This is a genomic window from Enterococcus sp. C102(2024), assembly GCF_040888205.1.
Classification (GTDB): domain Bacteria; phylum Bacillota; class Bacilli; order Lactobacillales; family Enterococcaceae; genus Enterococcus; species Enterococcus faecalis.
In genome coordinates this window covers 170,690-192,578 of the sequence record NZ_JBFOHH010000002.1, presented here as the reverse complement: position 1 = coordinate 192,578, position 21,889 = coordinate 170,690, and the positions used below count along the sequence as shown (strand labels likewise).

15 protein-coding genes are annotated in these 21,889 nt (G+C 36.7%); 13 read left to right on the top strand and 2 right to left on the bottom strand.

Annotation, left to right across the window (positions count from 1 at the left end):
- The first annotated feature begins 63 nt into the window (after positions 1-63).
- On the top strand, positions 64-1,095 hold the full coding sequence (gene queA / locus AB3I34_RS05540; protein WP_002355747.1) for a tRNA preQ1(34) S-adenosylmethionine ribosyltransferase-isomerase QueA: 1,032 nt from the start codon (positions 64-66) through the stop codon (positions 1,093-1,095).
- 344 nt (positions 1,096-1,439) lie between these two features.
- Here queA and AB3I34_RS05535 read toward each other — a convergent pair whose 3' ends face one another.
- Positions 1,440-1,745, bottom strand: a complete 306-nt coding sequence (locus tag AB3I34_RS05535) for a helix-turn-helix transcriptional regulator (RefSeq protein ID WP_002355748.1) — start codon at positions 1,743-1,745, stop codon at positions 1,440-1,442.
- An 822-nt stretch (positions 1,746-2,567) separates the two neighbouring features.
- Here AB3I34_RS05535 and AB3I34_RS05530 point away from each other — a divergent pair.
- Entirely contained in the window at positions 2,568-5,213 is a 2,646-nt protein-coding gene (locus AB3I34_RS05530) for a calcium-translocating P-type ATPase, PMCA-type (protein WP_002355749.1), read from the top strand.
- Positions 5,214-5,629: 416 nt separating this feature from the next.
- Positions 5,630-7,636, top strand: a complete 2,007-nt coding sequence (locus tag AB3I34_RS05525; protein WP_010712076.1) for a KUP/HAK/KT family potassium transporter — start codon at positions 5,630-5,632, stop codon at positions 7,634-7,636.
- 69 nt (positions 7,637-7,705) lie between these two features.
- Here the strand turns inward: AB3I34_RS05525 and AB3I34_RS05520 are convergent, their stop codons facing one another.
- On the bottom strand, positions 7,706-8,404 hold the full coding sequence (locus AB3I34_RS05520) for a helix-turn-helix domain-containing protein (RefSeq protein WP_010712077.1): 699 nt from the start codon (positions 8,402-8,404) through the stop codon (positions 7,706-7,708).
- A 125-nt stretch (positions 8,405-8,529) separates the two neighbouring features.
- On the opposite strand from AB3I34_RS05520, the gene AB3I34_RS05515 reads away from it, so the two are divergent.
- The 10 genes from AB3I34_RS05515 to AB3I34_RS05470 all read left to right on the top strand — a co-directional run bounded on the left by AB3I34_RS05515 (position 8,530) and on the right by AB3I34_RS05470 (position 21,882).
- Complete coding sequence (locus AB3I34_RS05515) at positions 8,530-10,674, top strand: heavy metal translocating P-type ATPase (protein WP_002361337.1); 2,145 nt, start codon at positions 8,530-8,532, stop codon at positions 10,672-10,674.
- Positions 10,675-10,797: 123 nt separating this feature from the next.
- Positions 10,798-12,222: a helix-turn-helix domain-containing protein gene (locus tag AB3I34_RS05510; RefSeq protein WP_010712078.1), complete on the top strand. Its 1,425-nt coding sequence runs from the start codon at positions 10,798-10,800 to the stop codon at positions 12,220-12,222.
- A 68-nt stretch (positions 12,223-12,290) separates the two neighbouring features.
- Positions 12,291-13,202 carry an aldo/keto reductase family oxidoreductase gene (locus AB3I34_RS05505; RefSeq protein ID WP_002355754.1) on the top strand — a complete coding sequence of 304 codons (912 nt, stop codon included), beginning with the start codon at positions 12,291-12,293 and terminating at the stop codon, positions 13,200-13,202.
- A 187-nt stretch (positions 13,203-13,389) separates the two neighbouring features.
- Positions 13,390-16,038 carry a DNA polymerase I gene (gene polA / locus AB3I34_RS05500; RefSeq protein WP_085444099.1) on the top strand — a complete coding sequence of 883 codons (2,649 nt, stop codon included), beginning with the start codon at positions 13,390-13,392 and terminating at the stop codon, positions 16,036-16,038.
- A gap of 99 nt (positions 16,039-16,137) precedes the next feature.
- On the top strand, positions 16,138-16,980 hold the full coding sequence (mutM, locus tag AB3I34_RS05495) for a DNA-formamidopyrimidine glycosylase (protein ID WP_002355756.1): 843 nt from the start codon (positions 16,138-16,140) through the stop codon (positions 16,978-16,980).
- Positions 16,977-17,576 (top strand): dephospho-CoA kinase, encoded by a 600-nt coding sequence (gene coaE / locus AB3I34_RS05490; RefSeq protein WP_002358808.1) that lies wholly within the window; start codon positions 16,977-16,979, stop codon positions 17,574-17,576. Before mutM ends, coaE begins: the two co-directional genes overlap by 4 nt.
- Positions 17,577-17,755: 179 nt before the next feature.
- Entirely contained in the window at positions 17,756-18,238 is a 483-nt protein-coding gene (gene nrdR, locus AB3I34_RS05485; protein WP_002381296.1) for a transcriptional regulator NrdR, read from the top strand.
- A 15-nt stretch (positions 18,239-18,253) separates the two neighbouring features.
- The gene (locus tag AB3I34_RS05480) at positions 18,254-19,663 is read left to right on the top strand and encodes a replication initiation and membrane attachment family protein (protein WP_002358810.1); all 1,410 of its coding nucleotides are present in this window, start codon (positions 18,254-18,256) and stop codon (positions 19,661-19,663) included.
- Positions 19,663-20,592, top strand: a complete 930-nt coding sequence (gene dnaI / locus AB3I34_RS05475; protein ID WP_002355760.1) for a primosomal protein DnaI — start codon at positions 19,663-19,665, stop codon at positions 20,590-20,592. Before AB3I34_RS05480 ends, dnaI begins: the two co-directional genes overlap by 1 nt.
- 81 nt (positions 20,593-20,673) lie before the next feature.
- Positions 20,674-21,882, top strand: a complete 1,209-nt coding sequence (locus AB3I34_RS05470) for a hypothetical protein (RefSeq protein WP_002385036.1) — start codon at positions 20,674-20,676, stop codon at positions 21,880-21,882.
- Positions 21,883-21,889: the final 7 nt, after the last annotated feature.

Genomic DNA, 21,889 nt, shown 5'->3' with positions numbered 1-21,889 from the left:
AGCCAGAAACAAGAAAAAGTGTTAGAATAACCAAGATAAAAACTAGTAGAAAGAGTGACGGAAATGCTAAGTACAGAAGATTTTGATTTTGATTTACCAGAAGAATTAATTGCTCAAACCCCACTAAAAGATCGCGCTAGTTCACGATTATTAGTTGTAAATAAAGAAACAGGGGACATGGAGGATAAACATTTCCATGATATTCTTGATGAATTACAGCCTGGGGATGCATTAGTCATGAATAATACACGGGTACTGCCGGCCCGTTTATATGGAGAAAAACCTGAAACAGGCGGTCATTTGGAAGTTTTACTTTTAACAAATACAGAAGGCGATACATGGGAAACCTTGATTAAACCCGCGAAACGTGCAAAAGTCGGCACGGAAATTCAATTTGGCGATGGTCGCCTAAAAGCGGTAGTTAAAGAAGAGTTGGAACATGGTGGTCGAATCATTGAATTTAAATATGATGGTATTTTCTTAGAAATTTTAGAATCGTTAGGAGAAATGCCATTGCCGCCATATATCAAAGAACGCTTAGATGACCCAGATCGTTATCAAACGGTTTATGCTGAAGAAAATGGTTCAGCTGCAGCACCAACAGCGGGTTTGCATTTTACAAAAGAACTATTAGAAGAGATCAAAGCAAAAGGTGTTCATCTCGTTTATTTAACTTTACATGTCGGTTTAGGAACATTCCGTCCCGTGAGCGTTGATAATATAGAAGAACATCATATGCATAGCGAATTCTATCGTTTAACTGAAGAAGCGGCTAAGCAATTAAATGAAGTGCGCCAAGCAGGCGGTCGGATTGTTGCGGTTGGAACAACTTCTATTCGTACGTTGGAAACAATTGGCACAAAATTTAATGGTGAAATCCAGGCTGACAGTGGCTGGACCGATATTTTTATCACACCAGGGTATCAATTTAAAGTCGTAGAGGCTTTTTCAACGAACTTCCATTTACCAAAATCTACGTTAGTGATGCTTGTGAGTGCCTTTGCAGGAAAAGACTTAACATTGGCTGCTTACCAACATGCTATTGAGGAAAAATATCGTTTCTTTAGTTTTGGCGATGCAATGTTTATTAAATAAGCGACACTTTGTGAGCAGAATACTTGGGATTGAAACAAAAATATATTATGATAAACACGTGATTTTTGGAATCACAGTAAAGGTGTGCTTTATTTTTTCTTCCCCTGTAAATAATAAAGTTAGAAACCAAAACGCTACTAGAGCAAAAATGCTTAGTAGACAATCTTAGAATAAAAAGAACGACGCAACCACGGTTGCGCCGTTCTTTTTTTATGTAAGCAAAGATTAATTATTGAAACAACAATACGAAGAAGTGCTTTCTTCGTATTGCCGGTACTAAGTTGTACCTCGGCAACTCCAAGTACAATCAGAAAAATTGTCTTGTTAAGTACAGCTTATACTGTTTAGGCTTCTTGTTCTACATCGTCATTCAGTGTTTCTTTGAAGGTGAACACATCATCAATGGTTACGCCAAAGACGTTCGCGATGTCATGCGCAAGAAGTAATGAAGGATTGTACTTGTTTCGTTCCAGTTGAATAATTGTTTGTCGAGAGACACCGACTCGATTGGCCAAATCTTGCTGAGTCATACGAGCCATAGCACGATAAACATGAATTGAACTTTCAAACGAAGATTTTTTCTTTTTTCGCATAGCATTCCCTCCTTTAAAAGAAGATAAAATAGAATGTGCACCTTGAATATAACACATATGATTATTTGATACAAATATATTTTATTGCCTAAAAGAAAAAACCGAGCTTAAATTTAAGCTCGGCCTTGTTAATGGGAAGACATCAATTGGTTGAATAAGTGTTTACATTTCGCGATACATGTAAAGCAAAAGGTGAACGTGATGTGGTGAAACTAAAACCTTGTTTTCATACAGTTTCGACGCTTGGATGGTGGATAACTTGCGTTAGGTGATAACAGATAGGGTAAATGCTTTATAGAAACTCCATCCTTCTATAACCTTTCCCTATTTTCCGATACGAGTTATCACTAACAATTACTCTACACGTATTGTTTACAGGTGAATCTTGCAATTCTAACAACTTTGAGTTTACCGATTTTTATCTACTGAGAAAATCTTCAACCAATTGATTTGCATGTCCTCCTTACACTTAAAGAATAGCACCTTTTGGAAGCGTTTGCAAGTTATAACACTTATTAATAAGATTAAATATAATATTTTTCTGGTTATTTTATAACATGTAAAATAAATAATTGTGCGAACTAAATAACATTGTATTTTTTGTTGTTTTTGTGTTGAATATATAGAAATAAACTATTTTTTTATCAGACAAAATGAAAAAAATGTCCATTGCTTTTTGGCTGAATTCGTTTCCTTTTTCATAAAATTCCCATAATCAAATAGAAACATTGCTGTAGCAACAACGAAAATACCAGTTTTTTTCATACATATGAGAGAACGCTAAGCCAAAGATGAAAAAAGTTGCGTGTTCAAAAAAAATCATGTTATATTTAATAGAGACACTATTATATAGGAAGAAAAAATTAGAGGGGGAATAGGATGGAAGCTTACAAGCAATCTGTCGATACTGTCACAAAAGAAGTTTCAGTCAATACTGAAACTGGTTTAACACAACAAGAGGCCCAACAACGGCTGAAAGAAAATGGCCGCAATCAATTTGAAGAGGCTAAGAAGGATTCTGTGTTAAAGAAATTCATTCACAGTTTATCTGATTTTACGACGATTATTTTATTAGTTGCTGCGGCAATTTCGTTTTATACAGCAATCGTAACAGAACATGGCGAATATTTTGAAGGAATCTTAATTATTGCAATTGTGATTATCAATGCTGTTTTAGCCATTGTTCAAGAAGGAAATGCTGAAAAATCTCTGGCGGCTTTACAAGACATGAACAAGCAAAGTAGTGCAGTCTTACGAGATGGCAAGGTAATCGAAGTCGATGCTGAAGAACTAGTAGTAGGAGATGTTCTAGTTCTTGAAGCTGGTTCAATGATTACAGCCGATGCACGACTTATTCAAGCTTCTCAAATGCGCGTAGAAGAGTCAGCACTAACAGGTGAAAGTGAACCTGTTGAAAAAGATCCTACATACGTGGGGCATGACGATGATGGCTTAGGAGATCAAATAAATATGATTTTCAAAGGCTGTACCGTTGTGAATGGCCGCGGACGAGCAGTAGTAACTGCAACAGGAATGAATACAGAAATGGGTAAAATTGCTGGGTTACTGAATAACAGCGATCAGCAAAAAACACCATTACAAAAACGCTTGAATCAATTAGGCAAACGTATTAGTTTGTTAGCCTTAGGGGCTGCAGCAATTGTTTTCATTATTGGTGAACTGCAAGGAGAACCGCTTCTTGAAATGTTTATGACAGCCGTTTCCTTAGCGGTGGCAGCTGTGCCAGAAACACTAACCGTGATTGTAACGTTAACCTTAGCATATGGTGTTCAAAAAATGGCTAAGAAACATGCGATTATTCGTCGATTGCCAGCAGTAGAAACGCTAGGAACTGCGAATGTTATCTGTTCTGATAAGACAGGAACACTGACACAAAATAAAATGCGCGTCCGCCGAGTATGGCATCGTGGTGATGAAGTAACGGATACGGAAGATGCCATGACCGATGAAGCTATGGAAGTACTGAAAATGGCTGCTTTATGTACAGATGTCATTGTGGAAAAAGAAGGCGATGAACTAACTGTTACAGGGAATCCGACAGAAGCGGCAATTGTTCGTGCTGTCGAAGAAAATTATCATACGAAAGAAGAACTTGAAGAAAAATATCCTCGTATTGGTGAAATTCCCTTTGATTCAGAACGAAAAATGATGACTACGGTCCATCAATGGGGGAAAAAGTACATCTCAATTACTAAAGGAGCCTTTGATGTGTTACTACCTCGTTTTGGTTTCGGAGATGTCGATCAAGCGGCTATTGTTAATGATCGTTTCGGAAAACGAGCGTTACGAGTTATTGCTGTCGGTTATGCCGTATATGATGAACCACCCAAGGAAATTACATCGGAGGCTTTGGAAAAAAATCTTCGCTTGTTAGGCTTAATTGGCATGATTGATCCACCACGTCCAGAAAGTAAGGGCGCCATTGCTCGTGCGAAAAAAGCTGGAATTAAAACAGTGATGATTACTGGCGATCACGTGGTAACAGCCAGTGCAATTGCTAAAGAATTAGGAATTTTAAAAGATAAAAGTGAAGCCTTATCTGGTTCAGAACTGAAAAAAATGAGTGATGAAGAATTAGATAAACGGGTTAAAGATTTATCCGTTTATGCACGTGTAACCCCTGAAGATAAAATTCGAATTGTTCAATCATGGCAACGTTCTGGCGCTGTTGTAGCAATGACTGGAGATGGCGTGAATGATGCGCCAGCCTTGAAAGCTAGTGATGTCGGTTGCGCAATGGGGATTACTGGAACAGATGTGGCCCAAGGCGCTTCAGATATGATTTTGACGGACGATAACTTTGCAACTATTGTTGATGCGGTTGCGCAAGGACGTGCCGTGTACCGAAATATTCGTAAAGCCATTAACTTCTTGTTAAGCTGTAATATTTCTGAGATTTTTATTGTTTTAATTGCCATGTTACTTGGTTGGGGTGCGCCATTTACTGCAGTTCAACTGTTGTTTGTTAACGTGGTCGCAGATGGGTTACCTGGTTTTGCATTAGGAAAAGAACCAGCGGAAAAAGGAATTATGGATGAGGCACCAATCCCTAAAAACGAAGGGATTTTTGCACGAGGCTTATGGCAAAAGATTGGGATTAATGCAGCAGTGTTCACAGTCATTACTTTGTTTGGTTTTTACCTAGGTGCCTTTGTACCAGGTGTTTCAGCCTATGTTTCAAACAGCTATGAAGTTGGACAAACAGTGGCATTTTTAATCTTAGCTTATTCCTCTATCTTACATGTCTTTAATGTTCGTAGTGCGAACTCTGTTTTCCGTGTAAAATTATCAAGCAACAAGTCGCTCTTTGAAATGGTCGTTTTAGCATTATTAATTACCACAACCATTGCTTTATTACCATTCACACAAGAACTATTTGGATTAGTGCATATTAGTTTAAATCATTGGATGTTAGCAATTTTCCTATCCTTTGTGCCAATTTTCGTCAATGAAATGATTAAGTTCCATTTCTCTGAAGTTGAAGAGGAAGAAGAAGTGATTTAAATTTAACAGGAATAAAAGAAGCTACTTTTGTTCAGGGAATTATCTTAATAGTTAGCAAGAGGTCGGGACAGAAGCGTTTAACTCCGAGAAATAAGAAGGAGTTGCTTCTGTTCCCGCCGTTTATCAGTTTTTGAGCGTGGAGCAAAAATCCAAAGTGATTTTTGTCCCACGCTCTTATTTTTGATTTTCCTTTTTTCAAAATAGGTGGGTTTCTTATCTAAGATGAACATTCTCTAATAAAAAGACTTGCTAAACGATTTAAAACGTATTATAGTGAGTAGCATCGTTAGTCAAAAAGCGCTTTTTGACTAATGAAAAAGATATATAAAACGTTATATAATAAAGAGTTTTAAAAGTTTTTATGGAGCTGTTGGTTAAACTAAACGAAGTCATTTCTTTTGTAGGAGGAAAGTATTGTGTTACACAAAGCAGAGGGGTTTGATCGTCGGAAATTTACGATGGCAGGGATCTTAGTTGCCATGGGCGTTGTCTATGGAGATATTGGAACGAGCCCTTTATATGTAATGAAAGCCATTGTAGGAGATAATGGTGGCTTGGCACGGGTCTCTGAATCGTTTATTTTAGGTTCGGTCTCATTAATTTTTTGGACATTGACTATCTTAACCACGATTAAATATGTTGTTATTGCTTTAAATGCTGATAACCATGGAGAAGGTGGGATTTTCTCTCTTTATACATTGGTTCGTAAAAAAAGTAAGTATTTGATTATTCCCGCAATGATTGGCGGCGCCGCTTTACTGGCTGATGGCGTTTTGACCCCAGCTGTGACAGTGACGACAGCGATTGAAGGCTTACGGGGGATTCCGGCATTTTTTGAACGTTTTGGCAATGACCAAACGATTATAGTGGTTATTACGTTGACGATTATTTTAATTCTTTTTTCTGTTCAACGATTTGGAACAGAATTGGTCGGGAAAGCTTTTGGGCCGATTATGTTCTTGTGGTTTACTTTTTTAGGCATCATTGGTTTAATGAATTTTAGCCAAGATTGGACGGTTATTCGTGCATTAAATCCATATTATGCTTTGCAATTACTAGTCAGTCCAGAAAATAAATTAGGTCTATTTATTTTAGGGAATATTTTCTTGGCTACAACTGGTGCTGAAGCTTTATATTCTGATTTAGGGCATGTAGGAAAAATGAATATCCGCATTAGCTGGCCGTATATTAAGATTTGTTTGATTCTTAATTATTTAGGGCAAGCTGCGTGGTTGTTAACGGTCAAAGAAAACCCTGAAATGCAGGCATTAGCTGAAATTAACCCATTTTTCCAAATGATTCCACAAGGTATTCTCGTATTTGGCGTTGTTTTTGCAACAATCGCCGCAGTGATTGCTTCGCAAGCGTTAATATCAGGTTCGTATACTTTAGTTTCTGAAGCGATTAAATTGAAGTTATTACCAAGACTTAAAATTATTTATCCTGGGAGCAATATCGGTCAAATGTATATTCCAGCGGTAAATTTAATTTTGTGGTTAGCTTGTTCAGCAATCGTGCTGGCTTTTAGAACATCGACACACATGGAAGCTGCGTATGGTCTATCGATTACGATTACGATGTTAATGACAACCATTTTATTGTTGTTTTATCTTTTGGATAAAATTCCAGCTTGGTCTGCGTATCTAATTTCCTTGTTCTTTGCTGCCATTGAAGTTGTCTTTTTCTTTTCAAGTGCTGCGAAGTTTTTCCATGGTGGATATGTTGCTGTGGGAATGGCAGTCTTCTTGTTATGCATCATGATTATTTGGGAACGCGGCAACGAGATTAAGGAAGCGACGGCGGAACAAGTGTCGTTGGAAAAATATGTACCACAACTTAAAGCTTTGAAAGAAGATACATCTGTACCAATGTATCAAACCAACGTGGTCTTTTTAACCTCCGATCGAGTGGACGGCGAAATTAATCGTAATATTATTTATTCGATTTTGGACAAACAACCAAAACGAGCGAATGTTTATTGGTTTGTTAATGTTCAGGTAACAGATGAACCCTTTACTCAAGAGTATTCTGTTGATATGTTAGGAACTGATTTTATTGTGCAAGTTCAGCTATATTTAGGCTTCCATATTTCTCAAGAAGTGAATGTATATTTAAGACAAATTGTTCATGACTTGATGAAAACAGGCCGCTTGCCAAAACAGCCACAACGTTATTCATTAACGCCAGGGAGAGAAGTTGGCGATTTCCAATTTGTATTAATTCAAGAAGAATTATCTAACGTTTCTGAACTGAAAAAATGGGATCGACAAATTATGCAGGCAAAATTAGCTATCAAAAACTTAACTACCTCTCCTGAAAGTTGGTTTGGCTTGGAATACAGTGAAGTCAAATATGAATCCGTTCCTTTAATCATTGGCCCACAACGGAAAACGCACTTAGTCGAACGAAAGAATCGTTCATAAATAGAAGAAATTTAACTAAAAGATTGAGCCTAAGTCCTTGAGATACATGGCTCAATCTTTTTTGTAGAATCAGAGTAAATACTGTAATTCCACAAAGAATTCATTTAAAAGCGTTTGGTCTTTAAAGGAATTCATCCGCTTAAAGATAGCCAGTAAGACTTCTTTTTGTGGTTCAGTTAATTGATTTACTTTTAACAAAGGAAGAAAAGCGATAATCAGAGAATAATCCAATTCTGGATTTTGAGAATGTGTAAATAATTCATGGAGTTCTGACAAAATAAACGGATGATAATAAGATTGGTCAGACTGTTCTTCTGCAGTTGTTGGATCATAAATAGAAATACTCTCTTGGGAATGAGAGGGGGCTTCTACTGTTAAAGGAAAAGCATAAAAGGACTGCTGTAACTTTTGCGCTTGAATCATAATTTTTAAGGAATCGTGATAGGATAGCTGTTCTTCAGATAAACGTCCCATCAACTGAGTAAAAAAAGGTGGTTTTAGCAGTTGTTTATTTTGAAAATTTTCTTTTAATAGCTGGCGCACAAATCGATCGAAATCACCATAAAGTAGCCAATCTACTGTTGTATCGCAGGCTTTAGCGATTTTTTTTAAGTATCGTTTATTGGGTAAATTCAAACCTAGTTCCCAGTTACTAATTGTACTTCCACTAGATAAACCAATTTTATTGGCTAAATAACGTAAAGTGTACTTCTTCTTTTTTCGAGCTTCACGCATGCGTGCCCCGACTTGCTTTGTAGTAATTTTCATTGAAACACTCCTTTTGTAATAAATATGAGGATAAGGTGTTCTTAAAATATACATACGCAAAATTCGGCTCTTTTTTTTTCTAAACTAAAAAAAGTAATTATTTCTAACAATTTTCATCTTGTGCTATGCTTAAGATGAAAATACTTAAGAAGAGAAGGGATCATATGTCAGCAAAACATAATCATGAACAACACCAGGAAAAACAGCCAACAATGTCCCACGATAAAATGAATCACATGAATCATGATATGGCGCATGAACAAATGGCTATGTCACACCAACATGAAGGAATGAAGGGAATGGATCATTCAATGCATATGGGGAATTTTAAACAAAAATTCTGGCTGTCATTGATTTTAGCTATTCCGATTATTGTTCTTTCACCAATGATGGGTTTTCAATTACCTTTTCAATTTACTTTTCCAGGTTCTGATTGGTTGGTCTTAATTTTAGCAACTGTGCTATTTTTTTATGGTGGACAACCATTTTTAAGTGGCGCTAAAATGGAACTACAGCAAAAGAGTCCAGCAATGATGACGTTAATTGCGATGGGGATTTCGGTATCATATTTTTACAGCTTATATGCGTTTTACATGAATCATTTTACGAATCAGGCCCACGTGATGGACTTTTTCTGGGAATTAGCCACTCTGATTGTTATTATGCTTTTAGGCCATTGGATTGAAATGAATGCTATTTCTAATGCTGGTGATGCCTTGAAAAAAATGGCTGAACTGTTACCTGACACAGTCAAACGAATGACTGAACATGGGGAAGAAGAAATTCCTTTGCAAGATGTTCAAGAAGGCGATCGCTTGATTGTTCGTTCGGGAGATAAAATTCCGACAGACGGTAAAATTTTGAAAGGAAGCACAACAGTCGACGAATCGATGGTTACAGGGGAATCAAAAACAGTAGAAAAAAACATTGGCGACTCCGTGATTGGTGGAGCTGTCAATGGCAACGGAATGATTGAAATTTCGGTAACTGGCACGGGTGAAAATAGTTACCTGTCAAAAGTTATGGAGATGGTTAAACAAGCGCAATCGGAAAAATCAAAACTAGAATCCATTTCAGACCGTGTAGCCAAGTGGTTATTCTATATTGCCTTATTCGTAGGTGTGTTAGCATTTATCGGTTGGTTACTCGTAACGAAAGATTTGTCGCTAGCATTTGAACGAATGGTTACAGTTTTTATTATTGCCTGTCCCCATGCGTTAGGCTTAGCAATTCCTTTAGTGATTGCTAGAAGTACCTCCATTGCTGCTAAAAATGGCTTACTTTTAAAAAATCGGAACGCATTAGAACAAGCCAATAAGGTTGAATATGTGTTGCTGGATAAAACTGGTACTTTAACAGAAGGACAATTTACAGTTACTGGCTTAGAATTAATGAGTAAGCAATTCACTAGAGAAGAAGCACTTAAATATATTGGAGCATTAGAAAAAAATGCAAACCATCCGTTGGCAATTGGGATCATGAACTATTTAAATAAACAAGCCGTTCAACCTTATGAAGCCCATAATCTGCAAGCTTTATCAGGCGTAGGACTGGTTGCTACTGTTCAAAACCAAGAAGTCAAAATAGTCAATGAAAAAGAAGTTGCACGGTTACAGTTAACCTTCGATGAAACAATTAAAACAAACTATCAAGAGCAAGGAAACACCTTGAGCTATTTAATCATCGCTGGTCAATTAGTCGCACTGCTTGCTTTAGGAGATAAAGTCAAACCAGAAGCTAAAACATTTATTGCAGAGTTACAAGCGCAAGGAATTACGCCAGTCATGTTAACAGGGGATAATCAAACAGCTGCCAGTGCAGTTGCTAATTATTTAGGAATGAAGGAATACTACGCAGAGCTCTTACCAGAAGATAAAGAAAAAATTGTACAACAATATCTTACTGAAGGGCATCAGGTCATGATGGTAGGAGACGGTATTAATGATGCACCAAGTTTAGCCCGTGCTTCAATCGGCATTGCGATAGGCGCTGGTACAGATGTAGCAATTGATTCGGCAGATGTTGTACTGACGGATAGTGATCCTAAAGATATTTTAAGGTTCTTAGATTTAGCCAAACAAACACGACGTAAAATGATCCAAAATCTTTGGTGGGGAGCTGGGTACAATATTGTCGCCATTCCTTTAGCGGCTGGGGTTCTTGCACCAATTGGGATTGTTTTAAATCCAGCTGTAGGTGCTGTCTTGATGTCATTAAGTACAATTATTGTAGCAGCAAATGCTATGACACTGCATATTTCAAAAAAATAATTCGATATAATTGTAGAGAGCGGAAAGTAATCAATACTTTTTGTTCTCTATTTTTTTCTTCTTAAAAAAATTTTTGCCTTATTTGACGTATTCTTATAACAAGGGAGTGAAAGGGGACGATATATGGATTTCAAGGAATTATTGTCTTTTGAACATAAAAATATGTTGGAATTGTTGGATTTACTGCAACAAGAGCAGACATTTTCTGTTTTGATGGCTGCAGAAAAACTAAAGGTGAGCGACAAAACCATCCATTGTTACATTCAACGTTTTGAAAAAAAGCAGAAAACGTTTAAGATAGAAGGGCTTTGTAAGATTTATACAACGACCAAAGGAATTGTAAAATATCGTGAATTATGCGTTTGTGGCTTGGCTCGATTTAGACAAAAATTTTGTTATTTTATTCCCGAATTTTATATTTTACGTTGTCTAATTGAAGAGCGAATCAATTATGCGCAATTGACCCAGGTATTGGGATTACAGGAATCAACTCTTCGGAAGAAACTTTCTAATATTCGACGTTGGCTAGTTAATTTTGATATTATTGTACGTCAAAAACATTACGATTTAACTGGCAATGAATGGCAAATTCGACAGTTAATCCTTTGTTTTTATTTGTTTTTTCAAGAAAGCTGTCTGGAAGAAAACAGAGAAATGACTCGGAAAATCATTACCTTTTTTGAGTTGGATTTAAATGTAGCACAACAGAATCATCTTAGTTGGCTAATTTATATTTGGGAGAGACGATACCGAGGCGGGCATGAAATTTCAGTACCAAATGCTAATTTATTTCAACAAACAAGTGCTTTTTTTTATTTATTTCGTGTGGAAGTGTTGAGCACTTCTTTTATGTCTCTTAAAGAACAAAAAGCGTTATTTGTGATTCTTGAAGCACATTTTGGTGGTTGTTTTGGCAAGAGAGCGCGAAAGTATTTTATTCATGAGCAAATGAAAATAGAAAGTTTATGCTTAAAAACAGCTATTTTTATTATGAAAGAAATTAGGAGAAATTTTACACAACATCATTTTAACTATCAAGAAATTCATTTATGTCGATTTTTAAGTACGCATATGAATAGTTTATTAGACGGACAAGCATGGTTGCCAGCTCATAAACAGGAACAAACACTCGCTGTACGTTATCAGCAAACTTGGCACAGATTACAGAAACTAATTAGGCTTTTAAAACGCCTGTATCCAGTCTTTACTTCAGTAAAAGAAAGGGAATTGACGAGTTGCTATTTTTATCACATCCTAGATTTATTTGACCCGATTTTATATGAAAAAAAATATATTATTTGCCTATTGACGGACTTTCCTCCAGAAAAGGAACAAGCGTTGGGGCAATCTATAAAAAGCTATTTCAGTGAAAAAAAGAATATTACAATTATTCATGGAAAACCAACGTATCAACTTCACCAAGCACACCTCTTAATTGTCAATCATTTGTTTCAGATGAACGTAGCGCTTTCTTCTAAGACAGTGGTTTATTTGCCAGAGGAATTATCTCCTGCTTTTTTTGAAAAAGTCGAAGCGAATCTACCGTAAGAAGTCCAATTTTGTCTAAATAGTGTTAAAATGAAGAAGTAAGAGGAATGGATGAGGAGGATATTAAAATGAAACAACTGCAATTTGGTACAAGTGATGAAACAGTTTCTTCGGTTATCTTAGGATGTATGCGCTTAAATGGTGCTGAAAATCCTCAACAGGTAATTGAAACTGCTTATGATCATGGCATTACATTTTTTGATCACGCCGACATTTATGGTGGCGGCGACTGCGAAACCATTTTTGGTAAGGCCTTAAAAGAAAGTACCATTCGTCGTGAAGATATTTTTATACAAACAAAATGTGGAATTCGTCAAGGCTTTTTTGACTTTTCGAAAGCACATATTTTAGAAGCGGTCGAAGGGAGTTTACAGCGTTTAGGTGTAGATTCAGTCGATGCATTATTGTTGCATCGTCCAGATACTTTAGTGGAACCAGAAGAAGTAGCTGAAGCTTTTCATTTATTAGAAAAACAAGGGAAAGTTCGCTATTTTGGTGTAAGTAACCAAACGCCAGGACAAATTGAACTTTTAAAAACAGCTGTTAAACAACCATTATTAGCTAATCAATTACAATTTGGCATCAAGCATACTGGCATGGTGGATCAAGGCTTACAAACAAATATGGAAATATCAGGAAGCATTGATTATGATCATGGTATTTTAGATTATTCACGGTTGAAACAAATGACTATTCAAGCATGGTCACCGTACCAATATGGTTATTTTGAAGGTGTCTTTATTGGAAATGAAAAATTCCCTGAGTTAAATCAAAAATTAAGCGAATTGGCTGAAAAATATCAAACAACGCCAACTGGTTTAGCCAGCAGCTGGATTCTGCGCCACCCTGCTAATATGCAAGTCATCGCAGGAAGTATGAATCTTGGTAGAATTGAAGAAATTGCTAAAGCAGCAGACATTGTGATTAGTCGCGAAGATTGGTACGATATTTATCGTGCAGCGGGAAATGTTTTGCCGTAAAAAGATTTTCATACTTGTGAAGATCCAGCGTGTATTGCTGATTGATTTTGGTATTTGATATAGTTGTCACTAAGGAACTATGTCAAATACCTTTTTCTTTCATTCTGCAATCGCCGTCTACTGCAAATTCTGTAGTTTTTTGTTAAAATAGAAAGGAAACTAGTTTGCTAAAGATGAGGGGAAAAAAATGACCAAAAAAAAATTATTACTCGTTGATGGAAACAGTGTAGCCTTTCGTGCATTTTTTGCGCTACATAACTCATTAGAACGATTCAAAAATAAGAACGGCTTGCATACAAATGCTATTTATGCATTTAACAATATGTTTGAAAATGTAATGCAAAAAGAAATGCCTACTCATGTTTTAGTCGCTTTTGATGCAGGGAAAACCACATTCAGAACAGAATTTTATTCAGAATATAAAGCCGGACGTTCAAAAACACCGGGGGAATTTAAAGAACAAATGCCGTATATTCGTGAACTTTTAGAAGGTTTAGGCGTAAAATATTATGAACTACCTAACTATGAAGCAGATGATATTATTGGTACATTAGCCAACAAAGTTGATAAAGATGAATTTGATGTTGTCGTGTTATCAGGGGACCGAGATTTGACACAATTAGCGACGGACACTGTCAAAGTAGATATCACTGTTAAAGGAGTTAGCGATATTGAATCATATACGCCTGAGCATATTGCTGAAAAATATGATGGGTTAACGCCTAAGCAAATTATTGATATGAAAGGGTTGGCTGGCGACACGTCGGATAATATTCCAGGTGTAACGAAAATCGGTGAGAAAACCGCGATTAAGCTGTTAAAACAATATGGCTCAGTTGAAGGGGTTTATGAGAATATTGATGAAATGAAAAAAAGCAAAATGAAAGAAAACTTGATTAATGATAAAGAGCAAGCCTTTCTTTCTAAACGTTTAGCGACAATTGAAGTCAATGCACCAGTCGAAGTCAATGTGGAAGACTTGGCATATGAAGGAAAAAACTTAGAAAAATTGGTTCCTTTTTATAAAGAAATGGACTTTAAACAATTTTTAGCTAAGTTGGACATTACAGAAGAACCTGTTGAAATGGAAGATATTTTATTTGAAGTAGTCGAAGATCAGTTAACCAATGAAATGTTTACAGACGATATGGCTCTTTATGTTGAGATGATGGAAGATAACTATCATACGTCACCGATTGTCGGCCTTGCTTGGGGCAATAACAAGAAGATTTATACCACGAATAATTTAGCTGTTTTTGAAAGTCAGCCATTTATCGACTGGTTGATGGATGAGACATGTAAAAAAAATGTCTACGATGCAAAACGGACATATGTTGCGTTAAATCGCTATGTAGGAAAAATGACAGGGATTGCCTTTGATGTTTTATTGGCTGCTTATTTACTTGATACCAATGACAATAACGCGGATATTGAAGGCGTAGCACAACATTACGGATATGATGCGATTCAATCTGATGAAGCCATTTATGGAAAAGGGGCCAAAAAAGGCTTGCCAGAGGACGAAGAAGTTTTCTTTGGTCACTTAGCACGTAAGATTAAAGCAATTCAATTTTTAACAAGCAAATTAGATAGCGAATTAACAGAAAAGAATCAAGCTGATTTATTCTATAAAATGGAATTACCACTTTCTCGTATTTTAGGCGATATGGAAATAACTGGAATTCGTGTTGATGCCACGCGCTTAAAAGAAATGCAGGTAGAATTTTCAGAACGTCTGAAAGAAATCGAAGAAAAAATCTATGCAGAAGCTGGCGAAGAATTTAATTTGAACTCACCTAAACAATTAGGCGTTATTTTATTTGAAAAAATGGGCTTACCTGTGATCAAAAAGACGAAAACTGGTTATTCAACAGCGGTGGATGTTTTAGAACAACTAAAAGAACAAGCACCAATTGTGGCAGATATTTTAACTTATCGTCAAATTGCCAAAATTCAATCGACCTATGTTGAAGGACTCTTAAAAGTAATTCAGCCAGATAATAAAATTCATACTCGGTATGTACAAACACTGACCCAAACAGGACGATTAAGCTCAGTAGATCCCAATTTACAAAACATTCCTATCCGTTTAGAAGAAGGCCGAAAAATTAGAGAAGCGTTCGTACCAAGAGAGGATAATTGGTTGATTTTCTCTTCTGATTACTCTCAAATTGAGTTACGTGTGCTCGCACATATTTCTAATGATGAGCATTTAAAAGAAGCGTTTGTGGAAGGACAAGATATCCATGCCAGCACTGCAATGCGAGTTTTCGGTGTTGAAAAAGCAGAAGATGTCACACCTAACATGCGTCGTCAAGCTAAAGCGGTGAATTTTGGAATTGTCTATGGTATCAGTGATTATGGCTTGTCCCAAAACTTAGGCATTACTAGAAAGCAAGCGCAACAATATATTGACACCTATTTTGAAAAATATCCAGGCGTGAAACAGTACATGGAAGAGATTGTCCGCGATGCCAAAGACAAAGGCTATGTGGAAACATTGTATCATCGCCGTCGTTATTTAAGTGATATTAATTCAAGAAACTTTAATCTACGTTCGTTCGCTGAACGTACAGCGATTAATACACCGATTCAGGGAAGTGCCGCAGATATTTTAAAAATTGCGATGATTGAAATGGCGCGTCGTTTAAAAGAAGAAAAATTACAAGCAACAATGTTATTACAAGTGCACGATGAATTAGTTTTTGAAGTACCAGAATCAGAATTAGAACAATTAAATCAACTCGTCAAAGAAGTGATGGAGCACGCAGTTTCCTTACATGTGCCACTTATCACCGATAGCAGTTGGGGAAAAACGTGGTATGAAGCAAAATAATAGCTTACCCATTAAGAACGATGAATAAAATAAGGATAAGTAGGATCTGGACGTTGATATCTAAGCGTTCAGACCTCTTTATATAAAGGAGCAAAAATAATGCCAGAATTACCAGAAGTAGAAACAGTGCGAAAAGGACTTGAAAAACTTGTTGTAGGAAAAACCATTCAAGAAGTCATTGTTTTTTGGCCAAGAATTATTGAATCACCAGAAGTTGATGTATTTCAAGGTCAATTAGCTGGTCAAACGATTGAAGGGATTGAGCGAAGAGGAAAATTTCTGATTTTTAAATTGTCTGATAATGATATGATTTCTCACTTACGGATGGAAGGAAAATATGAGTTTCATCAGGCTGATGATGAAATTGCCAAACATACCCATGTAATGTTTACTTTTACAGATGGCACGCAATTACGTTATTTAGATGTACGGAAATTTGGGCGTATGACATTGGTTCCTAAGAATCAAGGTCATCAATATAAAGGGATTTTAGCTTTGGGGCCAGAGCCAACACCAGACGTTTTCCAATTAGCTACTTTTCAACAAGGCTTGAAAAAGCATCATAAAGCAATTAAGCCATTGCTGTTAGATCAAAAGCTAGTGACGGGCTTGGGGAATATTTATGTAGATGAAGCACTTTGGCAAGCGCAAATCCATCCAGAGCAACCAGCAGATTCCTTAAAACCTGCGGAAGTTGCTACGTTGTATCAAGCAATCATTGACGTCTTGGCACGCGCTGTTGAAGCAGGTGGAACCACCATCCGCACCTATCTAAACGCGTTAGGAGAAGCAGGGACTTTTCAAGTAGCGTTGAATGTCTATGGGCAAACAGGCTTACCTTGCAATCGTTGTGGTACGCCAATTGTTAAAACAAAAGTGGCACAACGTGGTACGCATTATTGTCCACAATGCCAACAATTGAAAGGTCGTCGATTGAAATGACAAAAGTTTTAGGCATTACAGGAGGGATTGCGACAGGTAAAAGTACGGTTGTTGCTCTTTTTAAAAAAGCAGGTTATCCAATTGTTGACGGCGACATTATCGCCCGCGAAATTGTTGCAAAAGGGCAACCAGCCTTAGCCGCAATCGTTGAAACTTTCGGACCAGAAATAGTATTAACAACTGGTGAATTGGATCGGAAAAAATTAGGACAATTAATTTTCGCTAGTCCTCAAAAAAGAGAGCTGTTAAATGAAACGCTGAAACCTTTTTTAAGAAAAGAAATTTTACGTCAAATTGAAGAAGCTAAAAAGAAAGCCTCCCTGGTTATTGTTGATATTCCTCTGCTTTATGAAGCTCATTATGAGGCGATTATGGATCAAGTTGCTGTGGTATATGTACCAGAAAAGATTCAAAAAGAGCGTCTGATGGCCCGAAACCAATTAACAGAAGAAGAAGCGCAACAACGAATTGCTAGCCAATGGCCGATTGAAATGAAAAAAGAACGAGCAGATATCGTGTTTGATAACCAAGGAACTAGAGAAGAAACGGAACAACAAGTGAAGAAGTGGCTAGAGGAACAAACTGGAAAGAAGTGAATATTTTTTAAATGGCGTAAAATGTTTTGAAAATTTCAGAAAAAACAGTGAAAGTCTTTGTTTTTATTAAAGAATGGCAAAGATTCAACTAAGAACCAGTTCTAAAGACCTAGTAATAGCGCAATTTCATGTTATAATATAGGCAACAAAAATTATACAGAATAGAAGAGGTGAACGTTATGCGTTGTCCAAGATGTCATCATAATAATTCCCGTGTTATTGATAGCCGTCAAGCAGATGATGGACGTGCAATTCGCCGTCGTCGTGAATGTGAAAATTGCAGTTATCGGTTCACTACATTTGAAAGAATTGAAGCGGCGCCATTACTTGTAATCAAGAAAAATGGGGATCGTGAAGAATTTAATCGTGATAAAATTTTGCGTGGGCTCATTCGCTCTGCGGAAAAAAGACCCGTTGCTATGGAACAAATGGTTCAAATTGTCGATAATGTTGAAAATCGAGTGCGTAGTTTAGGGGAAAATGAAGTCTCTACAACGCTTATCGGTGAATATGTGATGGAAGATTTAGTCAATCTAGATGAAATTGCCTACATCCGCTTTGCGAGTGTTTATCGACAATTCAAAGATATGAGCGTGTTTTTGAAAGAGTTACAGGACATTGTCGACAAAGCAAAATCTTCTTCTCCTGACTCAGAAAATTAAAAAGGAGGTCTTTCTTTGAAAGGAAATCGGCAAAGAATCCAACCAAAAAATATTTTTCAAGCGGTTATTGATTCACCGCTTTCTGATCAAGAGAAAGAGGTTTTAACCTTTTTATATCAACCAATTGTCGGCGCCAATGCGTTTAGTTTATATTGGCTTTTGTTATCTGAAACAACAGACTCAGAGGAGAATGGCTCGCTGTTTCATGCAGATTTAATTAGTTTGCTGGACTTGAGTTGTCAACAATTAGAAGAAGCTTGCTACAAATTAGAAGGCATTGGGTTGCTAGAAACGTATAAAAAAACAGATCGGGAATTAGGAGATTGTTATTTATATTATTTAAAAGCACCTGAAACAGCCGCTCGTTTTTTTAAAGATGAAGTGTTAGCTTTAGTGTTATTTAACCGGGTTGGACAACGGAAATTTGATCAATTAGTGCAAAAGTTCCAACCGCATCCTACTAAAACAGAGGGCTATCAAAATGTTTCCGCTAGCTTTCAAGAGGTTTATGCCTTTAAAGAAGAACAAATTGTTTCCGAAGCGAACCGATTGACAACGATTCAAGAAACTTTTTCTCAAAAAGAAAAATCGAAGAAAATTTCTGTATCAACGGATTCTTTTGATTGGCACTATTTTGTGGAAGGTTTGCACCGTTTAGGTTTACAACTGCCTGAAGATGAGGCTAGTTTTCAAGAAGAAGTCTATGTTTTTCATCAATTATATGGCATCAATGAGTTAGATATGGTAGACTTTGCTTCGAAATCATTTGACTATTATACAAGTCGAATTTTGCCTAAGGAATTAGTGCGAACGATTCATCAAGCGTTTGATCCTGATAAAAAACCACAACCAACAAACGTAGTGACAAACAAGCAAGCACAATTGACGGTGGAAGAGCAACAAACGTATCGATATAACACATTAAAAATGAATGGTTTTTCTGAACTGGATATTCAAATGATTATGGATAGTGAAAAGAATCCGCCTATTCAATATTTAGAAGCTTTAAAAAATAGTCGAGGCGGCTATACGACACCACAAGAACGTTCATTAGTGAAATATTTGGTTGCCAAATCAGGCTTACCGACTAGTGTGATTAATATTTTGATTAACTATGTTTACAACATTCAACAACAACCGACTTTAAAAGCGGAGTATGTGAATCGAATTGCGAATGAATGGGGACAAAGTGGCATTCATTCACCAGAAAAAGCAATTGAACATGTCAGAGAATTGGCAAAACAAAGCCAAACCAAACAAAAACAGCGACAACAAAATTATTCAGGGAAACGCCAAACTGTTCGACAAGAGCGATTGCCAGAATGGGCAGATCAGCCAAACGATGAAACAAAACTTTCCCCAGAAGAACAAGCCGAGTTAGATCGACAAATTCAAGAATTTTTAAACCAAGGAGGTGACCAATGATGGAAGACGTAGGAAAAGAAATGTCAAAAATTATCCAGAAGCGTGACATCAATGAACGATATGAAGAGCTGGTTAACGAAGTATTGAAAGATCAAGATGTTCAAGCCTTTATACAAGCAAACCGAGAGCGTTTAACCGATGAAGATATTCGTAAAAGTTATGCTAAGCTGTATGAATTTGTTCAAGAAAAAAAGAAATTTCAATTAAACGATCCGGCAATGATTGCTCCAGGCTATGAGCCAAGATTGATGTTGAATTTTCATTACATTGATGTAACGTATGTCCCAACGGCTGATTTAATCGCCCGTCAGAAGGAAGAAGAAATTCGTAATCGAGTAAGGGCAATGGACATGCCAAAAGATGTCCGAGAAGCAAATTTACGAGATTTCGATCCATCTTCTCAAGGTCGAGCCAAAGCGTTAGCAGAAGCAATGCAATTTTTAAGAGAATATCCTGCGACACCAAAAGAATTTCATAAAGGGCTCTATTTACAAGGCCCCTTCGGTGTAGGAAAATCTTTCTTATTAGGTGCGATGGCTAATGCTTTAGCAGAACGTGGATTTACTACGACAATTGTTCATTTTCCAACATTTACAGTAGAAATGAAGCAAGCCATTGGTCGCGATCAAGTTGGTGAAAAGCTCGATGCAGTAAAAAAATCCCCTATATTAATGATTGATGACATTGGTGCGGAATCCATGACTAGTTGGATTCGTGACGACGTTTTAAGCGTAATCTTGCAATACCGAATGCAAGAACAATTAGTTACTTTTTTCTCTTCCAATCTAGATTTAAAAGCTTTAGAAGAGCATTTAACCGTGACGCAACGAGGAGAACAAGAGCCGCTAAAAGCCAGACGAATTATGGAACGTGTGCGTTATCTGTCAAAAGAGATTACGATGACAGGAAATGATCGACGAAACGGTTAAAGCAATCCTTTTATTTTTATGGATTGCTTTTTTTCTTGCGCTTGAAGAGGTAGCGTAAGTTTCGCAAAAACAAGTACTTTTGTGTACACTGACAATAAAGAAGTGAGGAAAAGAGGCGTAACAATGAAGAGAAAACTTTGGATTTTTATTGGGGTATTCGTGGTGCTTCTGGGAGGATATTTTCTTTTGTTTAGAGAAAAATCCTATAAAGTAGAGGTGGAAAAAGTGAATCCAAAAATTCAACGCTTAATGTCGACAGACAAACAACATTTTTTAACAAAACATGAATTTCACACAAAAGAAACCGCTGAACGCAAAGATTTGTTGAAGTTTTTTATTGAAACCCGGCTCAAAACAGACGGCGGTTTTTTAACCAACTATTTACCAGATGCTGAACGCAAAGATGTCGCCACAGGACATGAGCTGCTAAGTGAGTCTTCAGGTCTATATTTGCGTAATTTAGCTTTTGATACGCAGGGACGTTTTGATAATTTTTACAAGCAGACGAAAGACACCTTTTACGACGGCGTCCAATTTAGTTACCGAATTGACGAACAAGGCAATAAATACAATGTCAATGCCTCGATTGATGATTTACGGATCATTCGTTCATTAATTGAAGCAGGGGGTCATTTTAAAACAGATCAGTACGATCAAGAAATTAAAAAATTAGGCAAGAGTTTTATGAAAACCTCTATGAAAGATAATATTCTAATTGATTTTTACGATAGTAAATCAAAACAACAGTCTTCAGAAACTTCTTTGTTTTATATTGACTTAATTACGCTGGGTTATTTATACAAAGAATTTGGGATTTCAGCAGACTATTTGCAATATCATTACCAATTAATAGACGATGGCTATATTTCTGATGATTTACCTCTTTATCAAACGAAGTTTAATCATCAAACAAATAAATACGAAAACAACGGAACACTTAATATTATTGAATCTTTATTAACGATTGTTCATTTAAGTGAAGTGGGTATGGCGAAACAGACTAGTATTGATTTTGTACGAAAACAAGTTCAGCAAGGAACGCTATTTAACTCGTATGATTTAAATGGATCGCCCGTGGATAAAAATCAATCTGCAGCCAGTTATGCGATAGCGGCTTTAATTGGTGTTGCCGAAAATGACAAAGAGTTGTATCGTGCGGCAATTACAGTACTTAATAATTTTCAAATTATGGATTCAAGCAGTCCGATTTATGGAGGATTTGGTGATAAAGTTACGAAACAAGTCTATTCCTATAATAACTTAATGGCTCTTTTGGCCTATGATTTCTAGATGAGGT